This window comes from Methyloceanibacter sp., from assembly GCF_051306395.1.
Classification (GTDB): domain Bacteria; phylum Pseudomonadota; class Alphaproteobacteria; order Rhizobiales; family Methyloligellaceae; genus Methyloceanibacter.
In genome coordinates this window covers 24,648-45,414 of record NZ_JBPPND010000165.1, presented here as the reverse complement: position 1 = coordinate 45,414, position 20,767 = coordinate 24,648, and the positions used below count along the sequence as shown (strand labels likewise).

Here is a 20,767-nt window from a genome sequence, read left to right as displayed (position 1 = left end):
CCCCATGCGCCCTCCACCCGAGGGCGCGGTTCAAGGTTAGGCCGCCGGCAGGTCTCCTGGCTCGCGGGTCGACGCCTTCCCTCGGCCTTCCCGGAGAATCGGTCCAGTGGCCAGTGGAGGGGTGCTCGCCGCTTACAGTTGCGGGGGCAGCCGCGGAATCGGGGAAATCCCTCACCGCGTTCCCTTCTCGCGTCCCGCCTCATGCGGGAACCGACGACGCGAGGACTATAGCTAGGTTCGCCCCGACCGCAAGCAGGCCGGAGGTGGATGTCAATCGCCACTCATGAAAGTCGGTTGGAGCCCTACTGGCGACACGTGGCGTCCACACAGACTGCCTCCGCCCCCCAACGTGACCGGCTCACGTTGACAAGACGGCCCTACGCCCCCTTAAGTGCCCAAATCGACGGTCTCTCGAAATGAGAGCGAACAGGGAACGCGGTACGGAATCGCCCAAATCCGCGGCTGCCCCCGCAACTGTAAGCGGTGAGCCCAAACCACTTTGCCACTGGGAAACCCCCGGGAAGGCGGTGAGGGGCTGAGACCCGCGAGCCAGGAGACCTGCCGTCGATCTGGTCGCTCGCCCGGGCGGGGTGCCTCGGTGGCGGTTAGGTCTTTGGCGAGGGCCGATTCGCCGGTTCGCCGCCGTACAGCACCCCGATTCCGGAAGGCCCGAGGAGCGGCTTGGCAGGGGTGACTCTCACCGACATCGAAGCCGACGAGGACGTGGAAGCCCGCTCAGGAGCCACGGTCTATGTCTGCGTAACCTGCCGTAGGCCGGACGAGCCTGAGGATGGCCCGCGACCGGGCCTGGCGCTGGCGCAGGCCACCGCCCAGGCAGCCGAGGGCACCGGCGTCGCCGTGTGCCGCGTCGAGTGCCTCGCCAATTGCAGCCGTTCGTTGAGCGCCGCAATGCGCTGCGACGGCACCTGGACCTATATCTTCGGCGGGCTGGAGGCCGACCGCGACGCCGAAGCCTTGATCGAAGGTGCCCGGCTTCTTGCCCGCGCCGGGGACGGCGTGCTGCCCTGGCGCGGTCGCCCCGATATCCTGAAGAAGGGGCTCATCGCTCGCGTCCCGCCACGCGGTTTCACGGAAGGAGACTAGATGACGTCGCTCGCCCGCGTTCCCTGCACCATCGTCACGGGCTTTCTCGGCTCGGGGAAAACGACGCTGATCCGCCATGTGCTCGCCAACGCCAACGGACGACGGCTCGCCGTGATCGTCAACGAGTTCGGCGATGTCGGCATCGATGGCGAGATCCTGAAAGGCTGTGGCGACGCCTCCTGCCCGGAAGAAAATATCGTCGAGCTCGCCAATGGCTGCCTGTGCTGCACGGTGGCGGACGAGTTCGTGCCGGCGCTCGACCAGATTCTTTCGCGGCATCCTCAAGTTGATCACATCGTCATCGAGACCTCCGGTCTGGCGTTACCGAAGCCGTTAGTACAGGCGTTCCATTGGCCGGCGATCAAGAGCCGCGTAACCGTAGACGGAGTCGTGGCCGTGGTGGACGGTGCGGCGCTGGCTGACGGGCAAGTTTCCGCCGATCTCGAAGCGCTTTCCGCGCAACGGGCCGCGGACGACGCGCTCGACCATGACGATCCCATCGAGGAAGTCTTCGAGGATCAGATCGCCTGCGCCGATCTCGTCGTTCTGAACAAGCGCGACCTATTGGACGAAGACGGGCTTGAGCGGGCCATGAAGGCCGTGACCGGCGCGCTGCCGCGCGCGGTGAGCATCGTCACCGTGGCCGACGGGAAGGTGGACCCCGTCGCGCTGCTTGGTCTTGGCGTCGGCACCGAGAACGACATCCACAACCGCATGACCCATCACGACGCGGAAGAGGATCACGACCACGACGACTTCGACAGCTTCCTGGTGCCAATTTCGGAGGTCCACGACCCCGCCGCGATCGCCGAGCGCATCGCCGAACTCGCCGAGGCGCACAACATCCTTCGCGTGAAAGGCTTCGCCGCCGTGACGGGCAAGCCCATGCGGCTCCTCATTCAGGCCGTGGGCCCGCGGGTCAGCCATTATTACGACCGGCCTTGGGGCACATCGGAAGACCGGCAAGGCAGCGTCGTCGTCATCGGCCTCAAAGGCCTCGATCGCGACGCCGTGACCAAGTCGCTCGCCGGGTAACGCTCATGCATCTGTTGCAGACAAGCGCCACGACCCTCGACGACATCGTCGAGCCTGTCGATCTCGGCCAGACGCCGGGCGACATCGTGGTCTTGTCGTTTGCCGACAGCGATCTTGCCGGGCTTACGGCGGCTTACGGGCAAGAGCGCGGCGCGCTGCCGAGCGTACGGCTCGCGCATCTGCGCGATCTGCGTCATCCCATGTCAATCGATCTATGGATCGACAGTGTGGCGCGGCACGCCAAGGTGATCGTCGTGCGGCTTCTCGGCGGTCTCGATTGGTGGCGCTATGGGGTCGAGTCGCTGTCCGAGATGGCGCGCGCTCACGGCATCGCGCTTGCGGTGCTGCCCGGTGAGGACCGCGACGATCCCCGGCTGTTCGAGGCCTCGACGCTTGCGCCCGAAGATTTGCGGATCTTGCTCGCTTATTTCCGTGAAGGCGGCATCACGAACCTACAAGGCCTGCTGCGATGTCTTGCGGCTCATGCCGGGACTTCCCTGGACGTGCCCGCGCCGAAGAGCGTGCCGCGCATGGCGGGCTATCTGCCCGGCCAAAGCCCCTTGCCTTTCGATGCGCTGTGCGCCGCGCTCACGCCGGGCGTGCCCGTGGTACCTATTCTTTTCTATCGCGCGGCGGTGCTTGCGGCCGACACGGGGCCTATCGACGGTTTGTGCGCGGCGCTGGCCGCGCGCGGGCTGGCCCCGGCACCGCTCTTCGTCCCGAGCTTGAAGGATAAGGAAGCAGCTGCGTTTGTGCGGAACGCGTTCGATGCGCTCTCGCCCGCCGTCGTGGTCACTACGACCGCGTTCGCCGCGGGCGACGGGGTGTTCGATCTGCTAGACGCCCCGGTCCTGCAAGCCGTGATCGCCACCACGCGGCGCGAGGCCTGGGCCCAGAACCCGCGCGGGCTCGGGCCTGCGGACCTCGCCATGCATGTGGTGCTGCCGGAACTCGACGGGCGCGTGCTTGCCGGCGCGCTCGGCTTCAAGGACGCATTGCCGAAGGACGAAGCGCTTGGCTACGCCGCGTTCGCGAGCAGGCCGGAACCGGACCGCATCGAAGCGGTCGCAGACAAGATCGCCGCGCTCATACGTCTTCAGCGGACACCTCGCAAGGAACGCCGCATCGCCGTGGTGCTGCCCGACTATCCCGGCGCCGGCGGACGCACCGGCTATGCGGTCGGTCTCGATGTGCCGGCAAGCGTCTTGGCACTGCTCGACGATCTCCGTGACGCGGGCTACACGGTCGATCATGAGCCTGCGGACTCCCCTGCCCTGCTCGAAGAACTCGAGAATGGCACGGAGATGCCGGCGCTCTCGCTCGACGACTACCGGGCCTTGCTGGGCCAACTTCCGGGCGTGATCGCCGATGCGATCGAGGCGGCCTGGGGCGTGCCCGAGAGCGATCCCGATTTCCGCGAGGGCGCGTTTCACTTTCGCGCGGCGCAATTCGGCAACGTCGTCGTGGCGCTGCCGCCGGATCGTGGCAACAGTCATGACCGCCGCGCGGACTATCACGATCCGACTTTGCCGCCGCGCCATGCCCTGCTCGCCTTCGGGCTTTGGCTCCAGCACGAGAAGCGCGCGCACGCGCTGCTGCATCTCGGCGCCCACGGCACGCTGGAATGGTTGCCGGGCAACGCGGTGGCGCTGACGGCGTCGTGCTTCCCGGAAGCAGTCGTAGGCGCGCTGCCGGTGGTCTACCCCTTTATCGTGAGCAATCCGGGCGAGGCGGCCCAAGCAAAACGGCGGGTGGCGGCCGTGACCATCGGCCATTTGCCGCCGCCGCTCACCGGCACCGAAATGTCCGGTGCAGCATTGGAACTTGAACAACTCGTCGACGAATACGCCATCGCCGACGGACTCGACCGGCGCCGGCGCGAACGGTTGGCGAAGCTGATCGTGGACAAGGCGCAAGAGTCGGGCCTCGCGCGCGAGGCTGGCATCGACGCGGACGAATGCGAGCAAGACGCGCTGCGCAAGATCGACGCTTGGCTCTGCGACCTCAAGGACCTCGCCATCAAAGACGGGCTGCACATCTATGGGCGACCGCCGCACACCGACGATCTGGCGTGGCTCGCTTGCGCGCAAGCCGAGCATGACGCGCTGCTGACCGCGCTCGACGGCAAGCGCGTGGGTCCCGGGCCGGCGGGCGCGCCGTCGAGAGGGCGTCGCGACGTGCTGCCCACGGGCCGCAATCTCTTCACCGCGGACCCGCGCGTCCTGCCGACACCGACAGCCATGGAGCTTGGAGGCCGCGCCGCCGATGAGGTGATCCGCGCTTATCTGCAGGCCCACGGCGAGATGCCGCGCGCGCTGGTCATCGATCTGTGGGGCAGCGCGACGTTGCGTACGGGTGGCGAGGAGATCGCCCAAAGTCTGTCGCTGATGGGTTGCCGCCCGATCTGGGACCCGGCCACGGGGCGTGTCACCGGCATGGAGGTGCTGCCGCCCGCGGTCATGGGCCGGCCGCGCGTAGACGTGACCTGGCGCATCTCAGGCCTGTTCCGCGACCTGTTCCCGGCGCAGATCGCCCTGCTCGACGCCGCCGTGAAGCTCGTCGCCGCGCGCGACGAGGACGGCGAAGAGAATCCGCTCGCGGCGGCCTGCCGTGCCGCCGATACGCCGCTCGCGCGTATCTTCGGCAACGCGCCGGGCGCCTACGGCGCCGGTGTCGAGGACCTGCTCGGGCGCGACGCGAGCGACGATGCACTCGGCGCGGCCTATCTCGCCGCCACCTCGCACGTCTATGGCGGGGCCGAGGGAATGGGCTCCGCGCGACCCGGCGCATTTGCGGAGCGCGTAGCGGGCGCCGACCTTTTGCTCCACACAAGCGACGATCCGAGCCGCGACATTCTCGAAGGCGCCGAGGACGTGGCTCATGTGGGCGGCTTCGCTGCGGCCGCGCGATCGCTTGGCGCAGCCCCCGACCTCGTCATGCTCGACGTGACAAATCCTGAGCGCCCCCGCGCCCGGCCGCTTGACCAAGCGCTCGCCCGTATCGTGCGCGGCCGCGCCACCAGCCCGAAATTCATCGAAGGCATGATGCGCCACGGCGCGCGCGGCGCCGCCGAGCTGGCCGAAACCGTGGATCGGCTCGTGGACTTCGCCGAGACCACTGGCGCGGTATCGAGCGCGCTGTTCGATGCGGTGCACAGCGCCTATCTCGCCGACGACACGGTGCGCGATTTTCTGCTGCGCGAGAATCCGGAAGCCGCCCGCGCCATCGCCGAACGGCTGGAAGCGGCACGCGCCAAAGGCTTGTGGCATCCCCGGCGCAACGATCTCGGCACTGAGACCCTCACGCGCGCGACGGAGGCGGCCTTATGAGCACGACCTTTGTCCGTGGCGCTTGCCCGCGCCTTGCCGCACCGATGGAGACCGGCGACGGACTCTTGGCGCGCATCGTGCCGTCGGGACCGATGACCATCGACGCCTTCGCCGGGCTTTGCGCCGCCGCACAGACCCACGGCAACGGGCTCATGGAAGTGAGCGCGCGCGGCAGCCTACAAGTGCGCGGGCTGACGCCCGTCTCCGCGCCGCTCTTCACCGCTTCGGTCGAAGGGCTCGACATCGGCCTTGCCGACGGCGTGCCGGTCCTGGCGAGCCCATTGCCGCACGATCCGACGGCGCTGATCGATGCGCATGCACTCGCGGACGAGATCCGTGCCGCAATTGCCGCCCGAGACCTTGCGCTAGCGCCGAAAGTCTCGGTGATTGTCGACGGCGGCGGGCAGCTGTCTCTCGACGCTCTCGGCGCCGATGTGCGGCTGCGGGCCATCACGCTTGGCGGTGCGACGAAGCTCCTTGTCTCGCTCGGCGGCGATGCTGCATCTGCGACGCCGCTCGGTGTCGTGAGGCCGCAAGACGCTGTAGCACTCGTGCGCGACATGCTCGCCGTCATCGCCGAACATGGGCCGGAGGCGCGGGCCCCCGCCATTCTCGCGCGCCACGGCGTCGCCCGGTTCTTGACCGCCGCACGGGCCCCACTTGCGTCTGCCGTACCGCTTTCTGCGCGGCCAGCAGCAGAAACCATCGGCCTGCATCGGCTGAACGACGGACGCTGCGCCATCGGTGTGTCGCTGCCGTTCGGTCAGGCGCAGGCACTCGATGTCATCGCGCTGCTACGCATGGCGCGGGCCAATGGCGCGGCCTGGGCGGCCACCGCCCCGCAGCGCACACTGCTGTTCGGCCCCGTCGGCGAGATGACTGCCTTTGCTTTAGGAACAGCAGCCGACACGCTCGGTTTCATCGTGGACGCGCGCGATTCCCGGCGCCGCGTCGTGGCTTGCGCTGGCGCGCCGGCCTGCGCCTCCGGCCTGATCCCGGCGCGCACGCTCGCCGCCGAGATCGCCGCTCACCTACCCCAAGGCGGCATGGCCGTGCATGTGTCCGGCTGCGTCAAGGGCTGCGCGCATCCGGCGTCAGCCCCGCTCACTATTGTCGGTACGCCGCAAGGCTGCGCTCTTATTCACAACGGTAGGGCACGTGCACGACCAGGCGCCTCCGTCGAAGAGGAGGACGCCGTGGCGGAGGCCGTACGGCTTGTCTCAACGGAGACCGAAAATGCTTGAGCAGAATTATATCCGCGACGGCGCGGCGATCTACGAGCGCTCCTTCGCCATCATACGGGATGAGGCGGATTTGGCGCGCTTCACGCCCGATCAGGCCGAGATCGCCATCCGCATGATCCATGCCTGCGGGCGCGTGGATGCCGCGGGCGTCATCGAGTTCGCGCCGGACTTCGTACCGGCGGCGCGCGGCGCCTTACGGAACGGCGCACCGATCTTCTGCGACGCGCAGATGGTGGCGCATGGCATTACCCGTGCTCGGCTTTCGGCCGACAACGAGGTGATTTGTACGCTTAGAGATGAGCGCGTGCCGCCCCTCGCGGAAAAGCTCGGCACGACGCGCTCGGCCGCGGCGCTGGAACTTTGGCGCGACCGGCTCGAAGGCGCGGTGGTCGCGATCGGCAACGCGCCGACGGCCTTGTTTCATCTCTTGGAGATGCTTGCCGCCGGGGCCCCTAGGCCCGCCGCGGTGCTCGGCGTCCCCGTGGGCTTCGTCGGCGCGGCGGAGTCGAAAGACGCGCTCGCGGCGAATACTTTCGGCGTGCCCTGGCTCGTGGTCCGCGGGCGCATGGGTGGCAGCGCCATGACGGCGGCGGCGATCAACGCGCTCGCCAAGGAGGGCATATGACCGGCCGTCTCATCGGCGTGGGCGTCGGGCCCGGCGATCCGGAGCTCCTTACGCTCAAGGCGCTCGCCGCGCTCAAGCAGGCGGACGTGGTGGCCTATTTTGCCAAGGAAGGGAATGTCAGCAACGCCCGTTCCATCGTCACGGGCCACCTCAACGGCGCCGAGGAGATGCCGCTGCTCTATCCCGTGACCACCGAGATTCCGAAGGAGCATGCCGGCTATCGCGACGCGATCCGCGACTTCTACGACGTCTCCGCCGCGGCGGTCGCCTCTCATCTCGACGACGGGCGTACCGTCGCCATTCTGTCGGAAGGCGATCCCCTGTTCTACGGCTCGTACATGCATCTCCATGTGCGATTGAGCGCGCGCTACCCCACCGAGGTCGTCGCCGGGGTGACCGGCATGTCCGGCTGCTGGTCGTCGGTCGGCGCCCCGATGACCCAAGGCGACGATGTGTTCACGGTGCTGCCCGGCACGCTCCCGGAATACGAGCTGGAGCGTCGCTTGGCGGACGCGAACGCCGCCGTGGTGATGAAGATCGGCCGGCACCTCCCCAAGATCCGCCGCGCCTGCGAGCGTGCGGGCTGTCTAGACCGCGCGATCTACGTGGAGCGCGGCACCATGACCAACGCGGCGGTCATGAAACTCACCGACAAGCTCGATACCACCGCGCCCTATTTCGCCATTGTGCTGGTGCCGGGCTGGGAGGGCCGCGCATGAGCGGACGTCTCGCGATCGTCGGGCTCGGCCCCGGAGACCACCGATACCTCACGCCGGAAGCGCGCGCGGCACTGGACGCCGCCGACGTCCTCTACGGCTACGGACCTTATCTCGACCGGGTGTCAGAGCGCGCGGGCCAAGCGCGGCATGCGTCGGGTAACCGCGTCGAAGGCGCGCGGGCGCAAGACGCTCTCAACGAAGCGGCGGCGGGCGCACAGGTGGCCATGGTCTCCGGTGGCGACCCCGGCGTGTTCGCCATGGCGGCGGCGGTGTGCGGTGAGATCGAGACGGGGCCTCAAGCCTGGCGCGCTCTCGATATCGTGGTGATCCCCGGTATTACGGCGATGCTGGCGGTGGCGGCACGGGCGGGCGCGCCTCTCGGCCACGATTTCTGCGCCATCTCGCTGTCGGACAATCTGAAGCCGTGGGACCTGATCGAAAAGCGTCTCGACGCGGCGGCGGCGGCCGGCTTCGTCATCGCGCTCTACAACCCGATCTCCAAGGCGCGCCCTTGGCAACTCGGCCATGCCTTCACGCGGTTAGCGCAGCATCTTGCGCCTTCGACACCCGTCGTGTTCGGCCGCGCGATGGGACGCGCCGACGAGGCCCTGACCGTCACGACTTTGGACCAGGCGGGCGAAGTGAAGGCCGACATGGCAACGCTGGTCATCATTGGCTCAGCCGAGACGCGGGTGATCGCACGCGACGGCAAGGCGCCGCTCGTCTACACGCCGCGCGTCGCGGCAGCGGTGACCGCATGATCGAGCCAGACCAGCACGTCTTCGGCGGTCTCGACGGAGGGCACGTCGGGCAATTCGGGACGTTCGAGGATGACCACCGGCAGATGGAGCGCGCGCGCCGCGGCGATCTTGCCGTAGCTCGCCTCCCCGCCGCTGTTCTTGGCGACGATCACGTCGATGCGGTGACGTTCCAGAAGCACGCGATCGTCCGCTTCGCTGAACGGTCCACGCACCGTGAGATATATGGCGTGCGGCACGGCAAGCGGGGGGTCGACGGGATCGACGCTGCGCACCAGATAGGTGTGCTGCGGCGCGGTGGCAAAAGATTCGATCTCCTCGCGGCCAAGGGCGAGAAAGACGCGGCGCGGCGCCTTCCCCAGCGCTTCCACCGCCGCGACGACACTCGCGGCCGCGATCCACTGATCACCTGGTTTCTCTTGCCAAGGCGGCCGGCGCAGCGCGAGCAGCGGGACGCCGGTCTCGGAGGAAGCGCGCGCCGCATTGGCGGAGATCGTATCCGCGTAAGGATGTGTGGCGTCGATCAGCGCAGAGATCTTCTCATCGCGCAAATAGGCCGCGAGTCCATCCGCGCCGCCAAAGCCGCCGATCCGCGTCGGCACACCTTGCGCGCGAGGCTTCAAGGTGCGGCCGGCGAGAGACAAGATGACGTCGAACGCACCGCGCTCCGCCAGCGCACCCGCCAGTGCCCGCGCTTCCGCCGTGCCGCCGAGAACGAGGATCTTCATGGCGCATCCTGAGCCGATCATGCCGGACCCTGCCTCATCGCGGCGCTGGCTGTCCATTGTCGGCATCGGCGAAGACGGGATCGATGGTCTGGGCGCGGGCGCCCGGACCCTCATCGAGAGCGCAGAGATCGTGTTCGGCGGCGCGCGGCACCTGGCGCTGGCCGCCCCCTTGATCCGGGGTCAGACAAAGCCTTGGCCGTCGCCCTTCTCGCTTGCCGTGGGCGAGGTGATCGGTATGCGCGGACGCCAGGTCTGCGTGCTCGCCTCGGGCGATCCCTTCTTTTATGGGGTCGGGACCACACTGGCCGCCCATGTCCCGCCGGAAGAGAGTTGGGTGATCCCCGCACCCTCCGCCTTCAGTCTCGCGGCGGCGCGCATGGGCTGGGCGATCCCAGAGACCATGCTCGTTTCCGTGCACGGCCGGACGCTCGACCGCATCCGGCCGCATCTCCATCCGGGCGCGCACATCCTGGCGCTTACTTCCGACGCGGACGGGCCCACGGCGCTGGCGCGACTCATTGACGAAATAGGGTTCGGACAATCGCAGCTCACGGTTCTCGAAGCCCTCGGCGGCACTCACGAACGCGTGCGCACCGCGCGCGCCCGTTCGTTCGATTTGACGGACATCGCCGCGCTCAACACCGTGGCCATCGACGTGGCGGCCGATCCGGGCGCGCGCATTCTCGCCTACACGCCGGGGCTAGCGGACAATCTGTTCGAGCATGACGGTCAGATCACCAAACGCGAGATACGCGCCGTGACGTTATCCGCGCTGGCGCCGAAGCGCGGGGAACTTTTGTGGGACGTTGGCGCGGGCTCCGGCTCCGTCGCTATCGAGTGGATGCTCGCCGATCCCTCCTTGAGCGCCATCGCCATCGAGGCGCGCGCCGACCGCGCCGCGCGCATCAGCCGCAATGCGGCAGCCTTCGGCGTGCCCGATCTCTCGGTCGTCGAAGGGACGGCGCCCGAAGCTCTGGCGGGGCTCGCTGCAGCTGATGCCGTCTTCATCGGCGGCGGGGCAAGCGTGCCCGGCGTGTTCGAGACCTGCATCGAGGCCCTAAGGCCCGGCGGACGGCTGGTCGCCAACGCCGTGACACTGGAAACCGAATCAGAATTGATCGCGCGGCACGCCGCCCGTGGCGGGGCGCTCACGCGCATCGCCGTGTCGCGGGCCGACCGGATAGGAAACAAAGCGGGCTGGCGTCCCGCCATGCCCGTCACGCAATGGATTTGGGAGAAATCATGATCGTCGCAGGGATTGGCTGCCGCAAAGGCACCACGGCATTCGAAATCGACGCCGCCATCGACGCGGCGCTGGCCGAGGCGGGCCAACCGCGCGAGGCGCTCGGCGCCATCGCCACCTCCGACGGCAAGGGCAGCGAGCCGGGCATCATCGAGGCGGTTGCCGGACGGGGGCTCAACCTCCTTCTGGTGAAGCCTGGCGAGCTGGAAGCGGCCGGTCCGCGCACGCAGTCCTCCTCGCCGCGGGTGAAGGAGCTGTTCGGCGTTGCTTCCGTCGCCGAGGCCGCGGCGCTTGCCGCCGCGGGTCCCGACTCCAAGCTCATTGTGGCGCGCATCGTCGTGGGCCCCGCGACCTGCGCCATCGCCGCCGCGGACGGCGAGGCGTGACCGTCCATTTCATCGGCGCCGGGCCTGGCGCCGCCGACTTGATTACGGTGCGGGGCCGCGACCTCCTCGCACGCTGCCCGGTCTGCCTTTATGCCGGCTCTATCGTGTCAAAAGACCTGCTCGCCTACTGCCCTGAGGGCGCGCGCCTCGTCGATACGGCACCGCTCGCGCTCGATGAAATAGAGGCGGAGTATGTCGCCGCGCATGAGGCGGGGCACGACGTGGCGCGGCTCCATTCCGGCGACCTCTCGGTGTTCAGCGCCGTGGCCGAGCAGATGCGCCGCCTCGACGCCCGCGCCATTCCCTTCACGCTGACGCCGGGCGTTCCGGCCTTCGCCGCTGCCGCCGCGGTGCTCCAACGCGAGCTCACCGTGCCGGAAGTGGCGCAGAGCGTCGTGCTCACCCGCGTGCCGGGGCGCGCCTCCGCCATGCCCGCCGGCGAGACGCTTGCCGCTTTCGCCGCCACCGGCGCCACGCTGGCGATCCATCTCGCCATTCACGCGCTGGAGAAGGTCGTGGCGGAGTTGATACCGCACTACGGCGAGGACTGCCCCGTCGCGGTAGTGGCGCATGCAAGCCAGCCGCAGGAGCGTATCCTGCGTGGAACGCTTCGAGACATCTGCGCCCAACTGGCTGAGGATCCGATCGAGCGCACGGCGTTGATTCTTGTCGGGCGAGCGCTTGAGCCTCAAGATTTTAGAGAGAGCGCGCTCTACGACGCGGATTATCGCCGACGTTACCGTGGAGGGCCGGCATGAGCGCGCGCGGACTCATCGTCGCGGCCCATAAATCCGGCGCCGGCAAGACGACGGTAACGCTCGCGTTGCTCGCCGCGCTGCGCCGCCGGGGCCTGGCCGTGCAGGCGGCCAAAGCTGGGCCGGACTACATAGACCCGGCATTTCATGGGGCGGCGACGGGGCGGGCAAGCGTCAATCTCGACAGCTGGGCCATGGGGCCCGGCCTCCTGGATGGGCTGGTGCGCGCGGCGATCACCGACAGCGATATCCTCGTCATCGAAGGCGTCATGGGACTGTTCGACGGGGTCGGCGGCGAGCCGGGCCGCACCGGGGCCACGGCCGATCTCGCCTCGCGTTTTGATCTCCCGGTCGTACTGGTGATCGACGTTTCCGGGCAATCGCAGTCGGCGGCGGCGCTGCTGCGCGGCTTCGCCAGCCACGATCCGCAAGTGCGCATCGCGGGCGTCATTCTGAACCGCGTCGGCAGCGAACGGCACCATCGGCTTGTTGCGAGCGCCATCGAGGCAGTACAGATTCCCGTTCTCGGCGTTCTGCAGCGCAACGAGACCATCATCTTGCCGGAGCGGCATTTGGGTCTGGTTCAAGCGGGCGAGCACGGCGACCTGGAGACGCGGCTCGATGCGCTCGCGGAGATGGCCGAACGGCATCTCGATCTTGACACGATTCTGAATCTCGCAGTGCCGCCATCGGCGACAATTGTGAAAACGACAACGGCGTTGCCGCCACCCGGCGCGCGCGTCGCGCTGGCGCAGGACGCGGCCTTCACCTTCGTCTATCCACATCTCGTCCAAGGCTGGCGGGCACAGGGCGCGGAGATCGTGCCGTTCTCGCCGCTCGCCGACGAAGGCCCGGGCGAGACGTGCGATGCCTGCTGGCTGCCCGGCGGCTATCCGGAACTGCATGCGGGCGCGCTGGCCAAAGCAGAAAACTTCAAGACGTCGCTTGCGACGTTCGCCGAGACACGGCCCGTGCACGGGGAGTGTGGGGGCTACATGGTGCTGGGCGAGGGGCTGGTCGACGCACAGGGCAGACGTCATGCCATGACGGGCTTGCTCGGTCATGCGACGAGTTTCGCGGACCGCAAGCTTCATCTGGGCTATCGCCAGGCGCGGCTCTTGTCCGACTGCGTGCTCGGCAAGCAAGGCGACACGATCCGGGGGCACGAGTTCCACTATGCGCGCGTCACCGAGACCGGCAACGATGTACCGCTCGCCGATATCGCCGATGGCGAGGGCAACCCGCTCGGCACTGCGGGCCAACGGCGCGGCAACGTCACCGGCACGTTCTTCCATGCGATCGCTGCAGCCTGACTAGGTAGATTTGTCGGAAACTTGTGCTTCTTCAAAGGTCGCCATGCCCGTATGGCAGGCGAGCGCGGCACGCAACACCAGAAGCGCAACCGCGGCACCCGAGCCCTCGCCGAGCCGCATACCGAGATCGAGCAGCGGTGTCATGCCGAGTTCTTGCAGCAACAGACCGTGTCCGGCTTCCGCCGACAGATGTCCGACGCGAGCATGATCGAGGGAGTCGGCGCGCAAGAATTTCAACGGCGCCACGGCGGCCGTCGACACGATGCCGTCGATGAGCACTGGGATATGTTTGTGGCGCGCCGCCAGACACGCACCGAGGATGGCAGCGAGTTCTCGCCCGCCAACGGCTGCCGCCGCGCGCAACGGATCGCCGAGTGCATCCTTATGACGTTCGAGTGCTTTCTCGATGGCTGCGCGCTTGCGGGCAAGTCCCTCGTCATCAACGCCCGTGCCCGTGCCGGCGAAGCGGCCGCCGCCACCGAACAGGGCTGCGGACAGCGCCGCCGCCGCGGTGGTGTTGCCGATTCCCATCTCGCCGAGCACGACCAGATCGCCACCGTCGGAAACTTCGTCGTAGCCGACGCTCACCGCGTCGAGAAACGCCGTCTCATCCATGGCGGGCTGCTTCGTGAGATCCTCGGTCGGCGCGTCCAACAATAACGGCGTGACGCGCAAGGCGGCGCCGCTCAGGCGTGCGAGCTGGTTGATGGCCGCGCCGCCTGAGGCGAAATTGGCCACCATCTGCGCCGTGACCTCCGAGGGATACGCAGAGACCCCTTGCGCGGTGACCCCGTGATTGCCGGCGAAGACCAGGATCTCGGGGTGATCGAGCGTGGGCGGGTTGCGGCCCTGCCAGGCGGCGAGCCAGGCGGTGAGGTCCTCCAACCGCCCCAGGCTTCCCGGGGGTTTGGTCAACCGCGCCTCGCGCGCTCTTAGGGCCTCGGCCGCAGCCTGGTCAGCCTCGGGCAGATCGCGGCAGGCGGCGCGCAAATGCTCTAAAGAGGCGAAACGGGACATTTCGGCGTAGGATCCGGCGGAAGCGGCAGCAAAGGATTTACGGGGATGGGCGGCATTACCACGGACCTCAGGGCGGGCCTAGCCTTTTGCACGCGGCTGCCGGTCACCGCACCGGAGCCCGCGAACTTGGTGCAAGCCGCATGGACCTTCCCGGTGGTCGGCGCGGTGGTCGGTGCGCTCGGCGCGCTGCTCTATTGGCTCGCCGACGGCTTAGGCCTGCCGCCTTTCGTCTCGGCCACGCTCGCGGTCGCCGCCACGGCGCTTATCACGGGCTGCCTACATGAAGACGGGCTGGCCGATACCGCCGACGGCTTCGGCGGCGGCGGTACCAAGGCGCGCAAGCTGGAGATCATGCGCGATAGCCGCAGCGGCGCCTACGGCGTCGTGGCGCTGCTCGTATCCGTCCTGCTGCGCGTCGGCGCGATCGCCGCCCTCGCCGGGCCCGGGCTCGCCGCCGCGGCGCTCATTGCGGCCCATGCGGGCGCTCGAGGCGTGCTGCCGCTTTTCATGCGCGCGGTTCCCAACGCGCGCGAAGACGGGCTGTCGGCGGGCGCCGGGACACCGAGAGCCGGCGCGGCCACGATCGCGGCGCTGCTTGGGCTCCTCGCGTTGATGGTTTGCCTCGGGGTTGGCGCGGGTCTTGTCGCCGCGCTCCTGGTCGTGGCCGGGCTGATCGTGCTGGCGCGTCTCAGCCTCAAGCAGATCGGCGGGCAGACCGGCGATGTGCTCGGCGCCGTGGAACAGATGAGCGAGATCCTGATTTTACTTACTGCCGCGGCGCTATGGTGAGCGAAACCCTAAGCGGGCTGTAACGAGGCGGAAAGACACCCGTGCTAAAGTGCTCACAGAATAAGAGTCCCTCGACGGACTCGAAAAGAACCGCAGGGAGTAAGTCTGATGCGTATCGTGCTTGCGTTTTCGCTTATTTGCGGCGTGGCGTTCGTCGCCCCGACGATCGTCACAGCGGCGCCGCTCGCCGTTTCCGAGCATGCGGCCCTGACCAAGACGGTCGCCGGCCATCAGTCGAAGGTCGAGACCGTGGGCTGGCGCGCCCGAGCCCGCCGCGGCGCGCGGCGCACCGTGCGCGGCTGCGGCTGGCAGTGCACGCCTTATTGGCGGCCCTACCAGTATTATAACTGGCAGTATTATTACCCGTATGGCGGTCCGCTCTTCTAGGAGCGAGCCTCGCTCGTTTCTGAACAGGTTTCACGCCGATGTGACGGGCAGGCGCATTGCCGCGCCCGCACGCCCCCGGTAAGTTAAGTCGGCCGGGGGTGGTTGGCGTACCAGGAGCTTGAAATGCGTCACTCCCTCATTCTGTTTGCCGCCGCGGGACTCGTGGCGGTGTTCTCGCTTGGCGCCGCACCGGCGCAAGCCGCGTCGCTCCCCAAAATCGATCAGGCAAGCCCCGCGAGCGCGGAACCGGTTGGCTATTACCGCCGACGGGGTTATCGCCCCTATCGTTACGCGCGGCCCTACCGCTATTACGCACCGCGCTATTACGCGCCGAGGCGCTACTATTATGGCCCGCCCTATGCGCGCTATTACGGCAACTATGGGTACTGGGGACGACCCTATTACGGGCGCCGGTATTACTGGTAGCAACTGGCGACGGCAGGCAATTTGAAGGACCGGCGGTCTCCCCGCCGGTCCTTTAACAAAGGGGTGACAGTGCGGCGGCCCGTTGTGGCAGAGTGCGCCGCGTGACCCCGCCCCTTCCCGCCATATCGGACCGCGCATTGGCGCTCGCCCGCGCCGCGCTCAAGCGGCCCGGCGCGCCGGACGCCTTTCCCGGCCGCTTGCTCATGGTCGACGTGGAACGCCAGACCGCGGTCTGGATCGAGAACGAGACGGCTCTCGCCGCATGGCAGGTCTCCACGGCAAAGAACGGCATCGGCGGTGAAGAGAACTCCTTCAAGACGCCGCCCGGCTGGCACCGCATTCATGCACGCATTGGCGCGGGCGCCTGTCCGGGGAGCGTGTTCGTATCGCGCGAGCCGACGGGCGAGACCTGGTGCGGCGAAGATTGCGACGGCGATCTCATTCTGACGCGCATCCTCACCCTCGACGGACTCGAGGACGGCATCAATCGCGGACCAGGGCACGACTCGCTCGAACGTTACATCTATCTCCACGGCACCAACCAGGAAGCGCTGGTCGGCCGCCCCATGTCGCAGGGCTGCGTGCGGCTTGGGAATGCCGATATCCGCGCGCTGTTCGATGTCGTGCATGAAGGCGATTTCGTGCTCATCGCCCCGTCCACGGGACGCGCCATCCCCGACCCTTACGGCGGCGGACGCTTTCACTATGCGGGGCTCGGCGGCTCCGGCATGAGCGCAATCGCCCAGTTTCAGGCGATGACCGGCGGGCGCGTGTCGGGAAGCGACCGCGCCTTCGATCACGGTGAACGTGGAGCCGTGCGCGCGCAGTTCGAAGCGCTGGGTATCGAGGTCTTTCGCCAAGACGGCAGCGGCGTGGGGACGGACTGCGCCGCGCTCGTGGTGTCCACGGCGGTCGAGGCGCAAGTGCCGGACTTCGCCGCGGCCACGGCACAAAACATCCCCATCGTGCACCGCTCGGAAATGCTCGCGCAGTTCGTGGCGGCATATCGCTCCATCGCCGTGACGGGCACAAGCGGCAAGTCCACCGTCACCGGCATGACGTTCGAAATTTTGCGGGGCGCGGGACGAGACCCTTCCGTCATCACCGGGGGCGACTTGCCCGCGCTGCAGGCCGAGGGTTTGATCGGTAATGCCTGTGCCGGCGACTCCGATTTCCTCGTGGTGGAGGCGGACGAGAGCGACGGCTCGCTCGTGCACTATGCACCGGCCGTGGGCGTAATCTTGAATCTCCAGCGCGACCACAAGGAGATGGAGGAGGTGGCGGCGATGTTCGCGACCTTACGGGCGAGGGCGCGCGAGACGCTCGTTGTCGGCGATGATGGGAACCTCGATCCGTTCGCGGGCGGGAGCTTGCGGTTCGGACTTAGCGAGCGCGCCGACGTACGTGGACAAGACATCGCGCCAGGAGCGCATGGGAGCCGCTTCCGGGTGGATGACGTCACTTTTGAGCTTCCGGTGCCCGGCATCCACAATGTGATGAACGCGCTGGCGGCGATTGCCGCGTGCCGCGCGGTTGACGTGCCGCTTGCCGATATGGCGGCGGCGCTTGCCGGCTTCTCCGGCATCGGGCGGCGCTTCCAGACGGTGGGCTGCGCGCGCGGCATCGAGGTGGTGGATGACTTCGCCCACAACGCCGAGAAGATCGCCGCCGCCATCCGAACCGCGAAGCTCAGAGGCAGCCGCGTGCTGGCCGTCTACCAGCCGCACGGCTATGGGCCGACGCGGTTTCTGCGGAGCGACTTCGTGCGCACCTTTTCGGGGGAGCTCGGACCGGACGACCGGCTGTGGATGCTGGAGGTGTTCTATGCGGGCGGCACGGCGACGCGCGATTTCTCGGCGGCCGAGATCGTCGAGGAAATCGCAGCGCGGGGCACGAATGCCGCGTTCGCGCCGTCGCGTGATTGGCTGATCGGACGCATTGCCGAGGACGCAAAAGACGGCGACGTGGTGCTGGTCATGGGTGCGCGGGACCCCTCGCTCACGACCTTCGCGCGCGACATCCTCGGCGCGCTCGACACCTGAGCTGCCTAGTTTCCGAAAATACCGGAGATAAAGCTGTCGAAGCCGCCGCCGCTCCGCTGGCGCTGCGACTGCGCCTGCGCGCGCGAGCTCGACCCCGACTCGGCCACCTCAGGCGTGGGCGGCACCGGGAAGTGCGCCGGGTTGCTGAACAGTTTCGACGCCATGCGGTTGTCGATGCCATAGATATCGCCGAAGTCGCTCACCGTTCCGTCCTGGTCGGCCATGGCGGTGAAGTAGGTCAGATGCACGGGCACGTGGCGGTTGAGCGAAATCACCGTGCTCGAATCGGGCCCCTTGGCCACTAGGCTCCGTACTTGATTTATGGACCACCCCTTGTCTTCGCCCAGAAGCAGCGCGGCAAGACGATCAGGCTGGTTCACGCGAATGCAGCCATGGCTCAGCGTGCGCGTTCTCTCGGCGAACAGCTCGCGCTGAGGCGTGTCGTGCATGTAGATGGCGTGTTTGTTGGGAAAGTTGAACTTGAATTGGCCGAGGACGTTGGCGGGCCCGGGCTCCTGCGTGAAGGTATAGGCGTGGATGTTGACGTTGTCCCAGTCGACCGTGTCCGCGCTGATGCGCTCACCCTTGTAGCTCACCGCGAGTCCGTAGCGCCGCAGGATGGCATCCTTCGAGTTGCCGAAGAAGCCGCCACCGCTGGGACCCTTGAGCTTCGGCGCCAAATCCTCCTTGATGATGGTCGGCGGCACGGTCCAGTTCGGATGGAACACGATGTTGCGCATGGGCGCGGAGAAGAACGGCGTGGCATATTTGTGCTGACCGACGATCGTCTTCTCCTGATAGATCACCTGGCTGCCCTTGATGACGCGCACGTTGAACTCCGGCACGTTGTTCCAAACGTGATAATTGCCGAGCTGACGCGGCAGCCAGCGCCAGCGCTCCATATTGATGACGATCAGTTGGACCTTGCGGTCGTCCTCCGGACGGCGCCCCGTGGCATTCGCAGAATCGCGCGCCCGAACCAAGGCCTCTTGCAGCCGCTTGAACGGCACGTGCTGCGGATGAAGCGACAGCAGATACTTGTCAGGCGCGTCGGACCCAGCCATCTCAGTGAGCACGGTTTTCGGGTCGCGCAAGGTCGGGTGCTGATCGAACAGCTTGCTGACCTGCGACGGCGAGAGCCGTCCAATCTGAGCGTCGCGCGCATAGCTTAGAATGGCGATCGACAGCTTGATCTCGGCATCCGCCTGGGCATCCTCGGTCGCTGGCGCCGCGTCGGCGGCGGGCAGCTCAAAGGAGGAAGCTTGCAGCGCCCAGTCGTCGGCCTTGCGAATCTCGGCCATGATCGCCTTGGCCTTATCTGAGAAGCCGCTGTCGGTGATCCACAGTGGCGGCTCCTCGCGAGCGCCATAGAGTTCCGTCAGCGCCTTGAGGTCCGACGCGGCAGCGCTCTTGTATTGGCCGGGCTCCTCGAGCTTAGCGCGGATGGCGGCGACGACCGGATGGGCCGGGGGCGGTGGCGGTGGCCCTGCCTCTTCGGCGACGGCCTCTTCCTCACTTGGCGTCTCGGCTGTCTCCTCTGAACTCGCTTGGTTATTGTTGGAGGCCTCATCCTCGTCCGCGGCGCTTTCCGTTTGCGCATCAGCGTCGGCGGAAGCGTCGTCGGCAGGCGAGTCTTCGGTAGACGAGTCCTCGGTAGACGAGTCCTCGGCCGGTGCGTCCTCGGCCTCGACCTTTTCGTCTTCGGACGGCGCCGTATCCAGCGCCTCGGCCGTGGACGTCTCTTCCTCTTTTGCCTCCGGTTCAGGGACCGGCGCGCTCGGCGGCGTCAAGGCGGCTATCTTGGTCTCTTCTTCTTCGTCCTTCGGCGGGGTGATATCGGCCGCCGGTGTAACGACGGCCGCGAGAACCTCATCCGGGGGCGGAGACACATCGAGCACGACGCTTGCATCGTAAGGCGGCGTCTTGGCCTGCTCCGGCGCCTCGGCCGGTTCCGCAGCTTCTTCAGGATCGGCGACTTCCTCGATCTTCGCCGTCTCTATCGCTGCCGGCTCGGTCTCCTCCATGGCCGTTGCTGAAGTCTCGTCCTCTGCGTTCTCAGGCGTTTCCGTCGCGGGCGGCGCCACCGCCGCGATCTCCGCCGGTGTCTCGTCTTCCTTGGGTTCGGTCGAAGCGGTCTCGGCGGTGTCGGCAGGTGTTTCGTCGTCTTCGATATCGCCCTGTTTGGCTTCTGTCGGCCGCGAATCCTCATCGGACTCGTCCGAACCGTCCGCCATGGCGGTTTCGTCGTCCGCGTCGGTCACGGCCGGCTCCGTGTCCGCCGTCACCTCCGGCTGCGCATCCGACTCCGCGGTCTCCACGGCGCCGGCCGCCTCGGCGTCAGCCTCGTCCGCATCCGCTTCGGTCTCAGCAGTCTCAACAGGTTCGACCTCTTCAGCCGGGTCGTCGGTGTCTTGTGCATCTTTGGAGTCTTGGGGCGCCGGAGCTTCCGCGGTCTCAGCGGACGCTTCGGCCGACTCTGCCGTCTCGGTAAGCTCCGTTGTTTTGTCCGGCTCGTCAGCAGACACGGGCTCGGTCGACTTCACCTCGTCGTCCGAGACAGTCGCGGCCACCGCTTCGGCGTCTTCCTCGGGCGCGGCTTCGACCGTCTCAAGCGCCTCAGAGGAATCGTCCTCCGCCGCAGGCTCCATTGCAGCAGTCTCGGTCTCGGGCGCTTGAGTTTCCGACGCGGCCTCTTTCGGCTCGGGCGCAGAAAGCGCCAAGGCGACGCTCGCCGCCGACGCGGTGCCGACGACGGCCGTGGCCTCGCTGTTGTCGGCGATCTCCGGCGACACGGCAGCGGCGGATACGCCGGCTGTCACGCGGCTGGGATTTCGGTTCGGTATGGTGGGGCGGAAGACCTGCTTCCG

18 protein-coding genes and 2 riboswitches are annotated in these 20,767 nt (G+C 67.6%); of the genes, 15 read left to right on the top strand and 3 right to left on the bottom strand.

Features of this window, described 5'->3' with window-relative positions; all coding sequences use genetic code 11:
* Positions 1-29: 29 nt before the first annotated feature.
* Positions 30-230: riboswitch (cobalamin riboswitch) on the bottom strand.
* Positions 231-387: 157 nt separating this feature from the next.
* A riboswitch (cobalamin riboswitch) is annotated at positions 388-580 on the top strand.
* A gap of 110 nt (positions 581-690) precedes the next feature.
* Genes ACSLE4_RS08590 through ACSLE4_RS08560 form a run of 7 tightly spaced genes read left to right on the top strand, consistent with a single transcriptional unit; the run spans position 691 to position 8,817 of the window.
* A complete protein-coding gene (locus tag ACSLE4_RS08590) occupies positions 691-1,104 on the top strand; it encodes a DUF1636 family protein (protein ID WP_435904046.1) in 414 nt (137 codons plus the stop codon).
* Complete coding sequence (gene cobW, locus ACSLE4_RS08585; protein WP_435904045.1) at positions 1,105-2,139, top strand: cobalamin biosynthesis protein CobW; 1,035 nt, start codon at positions 1,105-1,107, stop codon at positions 2,137-2,139.
* A 5-nt stretch (positions 2,140-2,144) separates the two neighbouring features.
* The gene (gene cobN / locus ACSLE4_RS08580; protein WP_435904044.1) at positions 2,145-5,468 is read left to right on the top strand and encodes a cobaltochelatase subunit CobN; all 3,324 of its coding nucleotides are present in this window, start codon (positions 2,145-2,147) and stop codon (positions 5,466-5,468) included.
* Positions 5,465-6,712, top strand: a complete 1,248-nt coding sequence (gene cobG, locus ACSLE4_RS08575) for a precorrin-3B synthase (RefSeq protein WP_435904043.1) — start codon at positions 5,465-5,467, stop codon at positions 6,710-6,712. Before cobN ends, cobG begins: the two co-directional genes overlap by 4 nt.
* Positions 6,705-7,337, top strand: coding sequence for a precorrin-8X methylmutase (locus tag ACSLE4_RS08570; protein WP_435904042.1), 633 nt, complete (start codon positions 6,705-6,707; stop codon positions 7,335-7,337). The genes cobG and ACSLE4_RS08570 overlap by 8 nt, the downstream gene beginning before the upstream one ends.
* Complete coding sequence (locus tag ACSLE4_RS08565; RefSeq protein ID WP_435904041.1) at positions 7,334-8,056, top strand: precorrin-2 C(20)-methyltransferase; 723 nt, start codon at positions 7,334-7,336, stop codon at positions 8,054-8,056. The genes ACSLE4_RS08570 and ACSLE4_RS08565 overlap by 4 nt, the downstream gene beginning before the upstream one ends.
* Entirely contained in the window at positions 8,053-8,817 is a 765-nt protein-coding gene (locus ACSLE4_RS08560; protein ID WP_435904040.1) for a precorrin-3B C(17)-methyltransferase, read from the top strand. The genes ACSLE4_RS08565 and ACSLE4_RS08560 overlap by 4 nt, the downstream gene beginning before the upstream one ends.
* On the opposite strand, the gene ACSLE4_RS08555 is transcribed toward ACSLE4_RS08560, so the two are convergent.
* Entirely contained in the window at positions 8,781-9,542 is a 762-nt protein-coding gene (locus tag ACSLE4_RS08555) for a cobalt-precorrin-6A reductase (protein WP_435904039.1), read from the bottom strand. The two genes, ACSLE4_RS08560 and ACSLE4_RS08555, sit on opposite strands and share 37 nt — an antisense overlap.
* On the opposite strand from ACSLE4_RS08555, the gene cbiE reads away from it, so the two are divergent.
* Genes cbiE through ACSLE4_RS08535 form a run of 4 tightly spaced genes read left to right on the top strand, consistent with a single transcriptional unit; the run spans position 9,541 to position 13,239 of the window.
* The gene (gene cbiE / locus ACSLE4_RS08550; protein ID WP_435904038.1) at positions 9,541-10,788 is read left to right on the top strand and encodes a precorrin-6y C5,15-methyltransferase (decarboxylating) subunit CbiE; all 1,248 of its coding nucleotides are present in this window, start codon (positions 9,541-9,543) and stop codon (positions 10,786-10,788) included. The genes ACSLE4_RS08555 and cbiE overlap by 2 nt on opposite strands.
* Complete coding sequence (locus ACSLE4_RS08545; protein ID WP_435904037.1) at positions 10,785-11,171, top strand: cobalamin biosynthesis protein; 387 nt, start codon at positions 10,785-10,787, stop codon at positions 11,169-11,171. Before cbiE ends, ACSLE4_RS08545 begins: the two co-directional genes overlap by 4 nt.
* The gene (gene cobM, locus ACSLE4_RS08540; protein ID WP_435904036.1) at positions 11,168-11,929 is read left to right on the top strand and encodes a precorrin-4 C(11)-methyltransferase; all 762 of its coding nucleotides are present in this window, start codon (positions 11,168-11,170) and stop codon (positions 11,927-11,929) included. Before ACSLE4_RS08545 ends, cobM begins: the two co-directional genes overlap by 4 nt.
* Positions 11,926-13,239 carry a cobyrinate a,c-diamide synthase gene (locus tag ACSLE4_RS08535; protein WP_435904035.1) on the top strand — a complete coding sequence of 438 codons (1,314 nt, stop codon included), beginning with the start codon at positions 11,926-11,928 and terminating at the stop codon, positions 13,237-13,239. The genes cobM and ACSLE4_RS08535 overlap by 4 nt, the downstream gene beginning before the upstream one ends.
* On the opposite strand, the gene cobT is transcribed toward ACSLE4_RS08535, so the two are convergent.
* Positions 13,240-14,256, bottom strand: coding sequence for a nicotinate-nucleotide--dimethylbenzimidazole phosphoribosyltransferase (cobT, locus tag ACSLE4_RS08530; protein WP_435904034.1), 1,017 nt, complete (start codon positions 14,254-14,256; stop codon positions 13,240-13,242).
* 45 nt (positions 14,257-14,301) lie between these two features.
* On the opposite strand from cobT, the gene cobS reads away from it, so the two are divergent.
* The 4 genes from cobS to ACSLE4_RS08510 all read left to right on the top strand — a co-directional run bounded on the left by cobS (position 14,302) and on the right by ACSLE4_RS08510 (position 17,900).
* On the top strand, positions 14,302-15,045 hold the full coding sequence (gene cobS, locus ACSLE4_RS08525; protein WP_435904033.1) for an adenosylcobinamide-GDP ribazoletransferase: 744 nt from the start codon (positions 14,302-14,304) through the stop codon (positions 15,043-15,045).
* Positions 15,046-15,153: 108 nt separating this feature from the next.
* Positions 15,154-15,432 (top strand): hypothetical protein, encoded by a 279-nt coding sequence (locus tag ACSLE4_RS08520; RefSeq protein WP_435904032.1) that lies wholly within the window; start codon positions 15,154-15,156, stop codon positions 15,430-15,432.
* Between the two features lie 123 nt (positions 15,433-15,555).
* Positions 15,556-15,858 (top strand): hypothetical protein, encoded by a 303-nt coding sequence (locus ACSLE4_RS08515; RefSeq protein WP_435904031.1) that lies wholly within the window; start codon positions 15,556-15,558, stop codon positions 15,856-15,858.
* Positions 15,859-15,959: 101 nt separating this feature from the next.
* A complete protein-coding gene (locus ACSLE4_RS08510; protein WP_435904030.1) occupies positions 15,960-17,900 on the top strand; it encodes a glutamate ligase domain-containing protein in 1,941 nt (646 codons plus the stop codon).
* 5 nt (positions 17,901-17,905) lie between these two features.
* Here ACSLE4_RS08510 and ACSLE4_RS08505 read toward each other — a convergent pair whose 3' ends face one another.
* Complete coding sequence (locus ACSLE4_RS08505) at positions 17,906-20,719, bottom strand: L,D-transpeptidase family protein (protein WP_435904029.1); 2,814 nt, start codon at positions 20,717-20,719, stop codon at positions 17,906-17,908.
* Between the last annotated feature and the right edge of the window lie 48 nt (positions 20,720-20,767).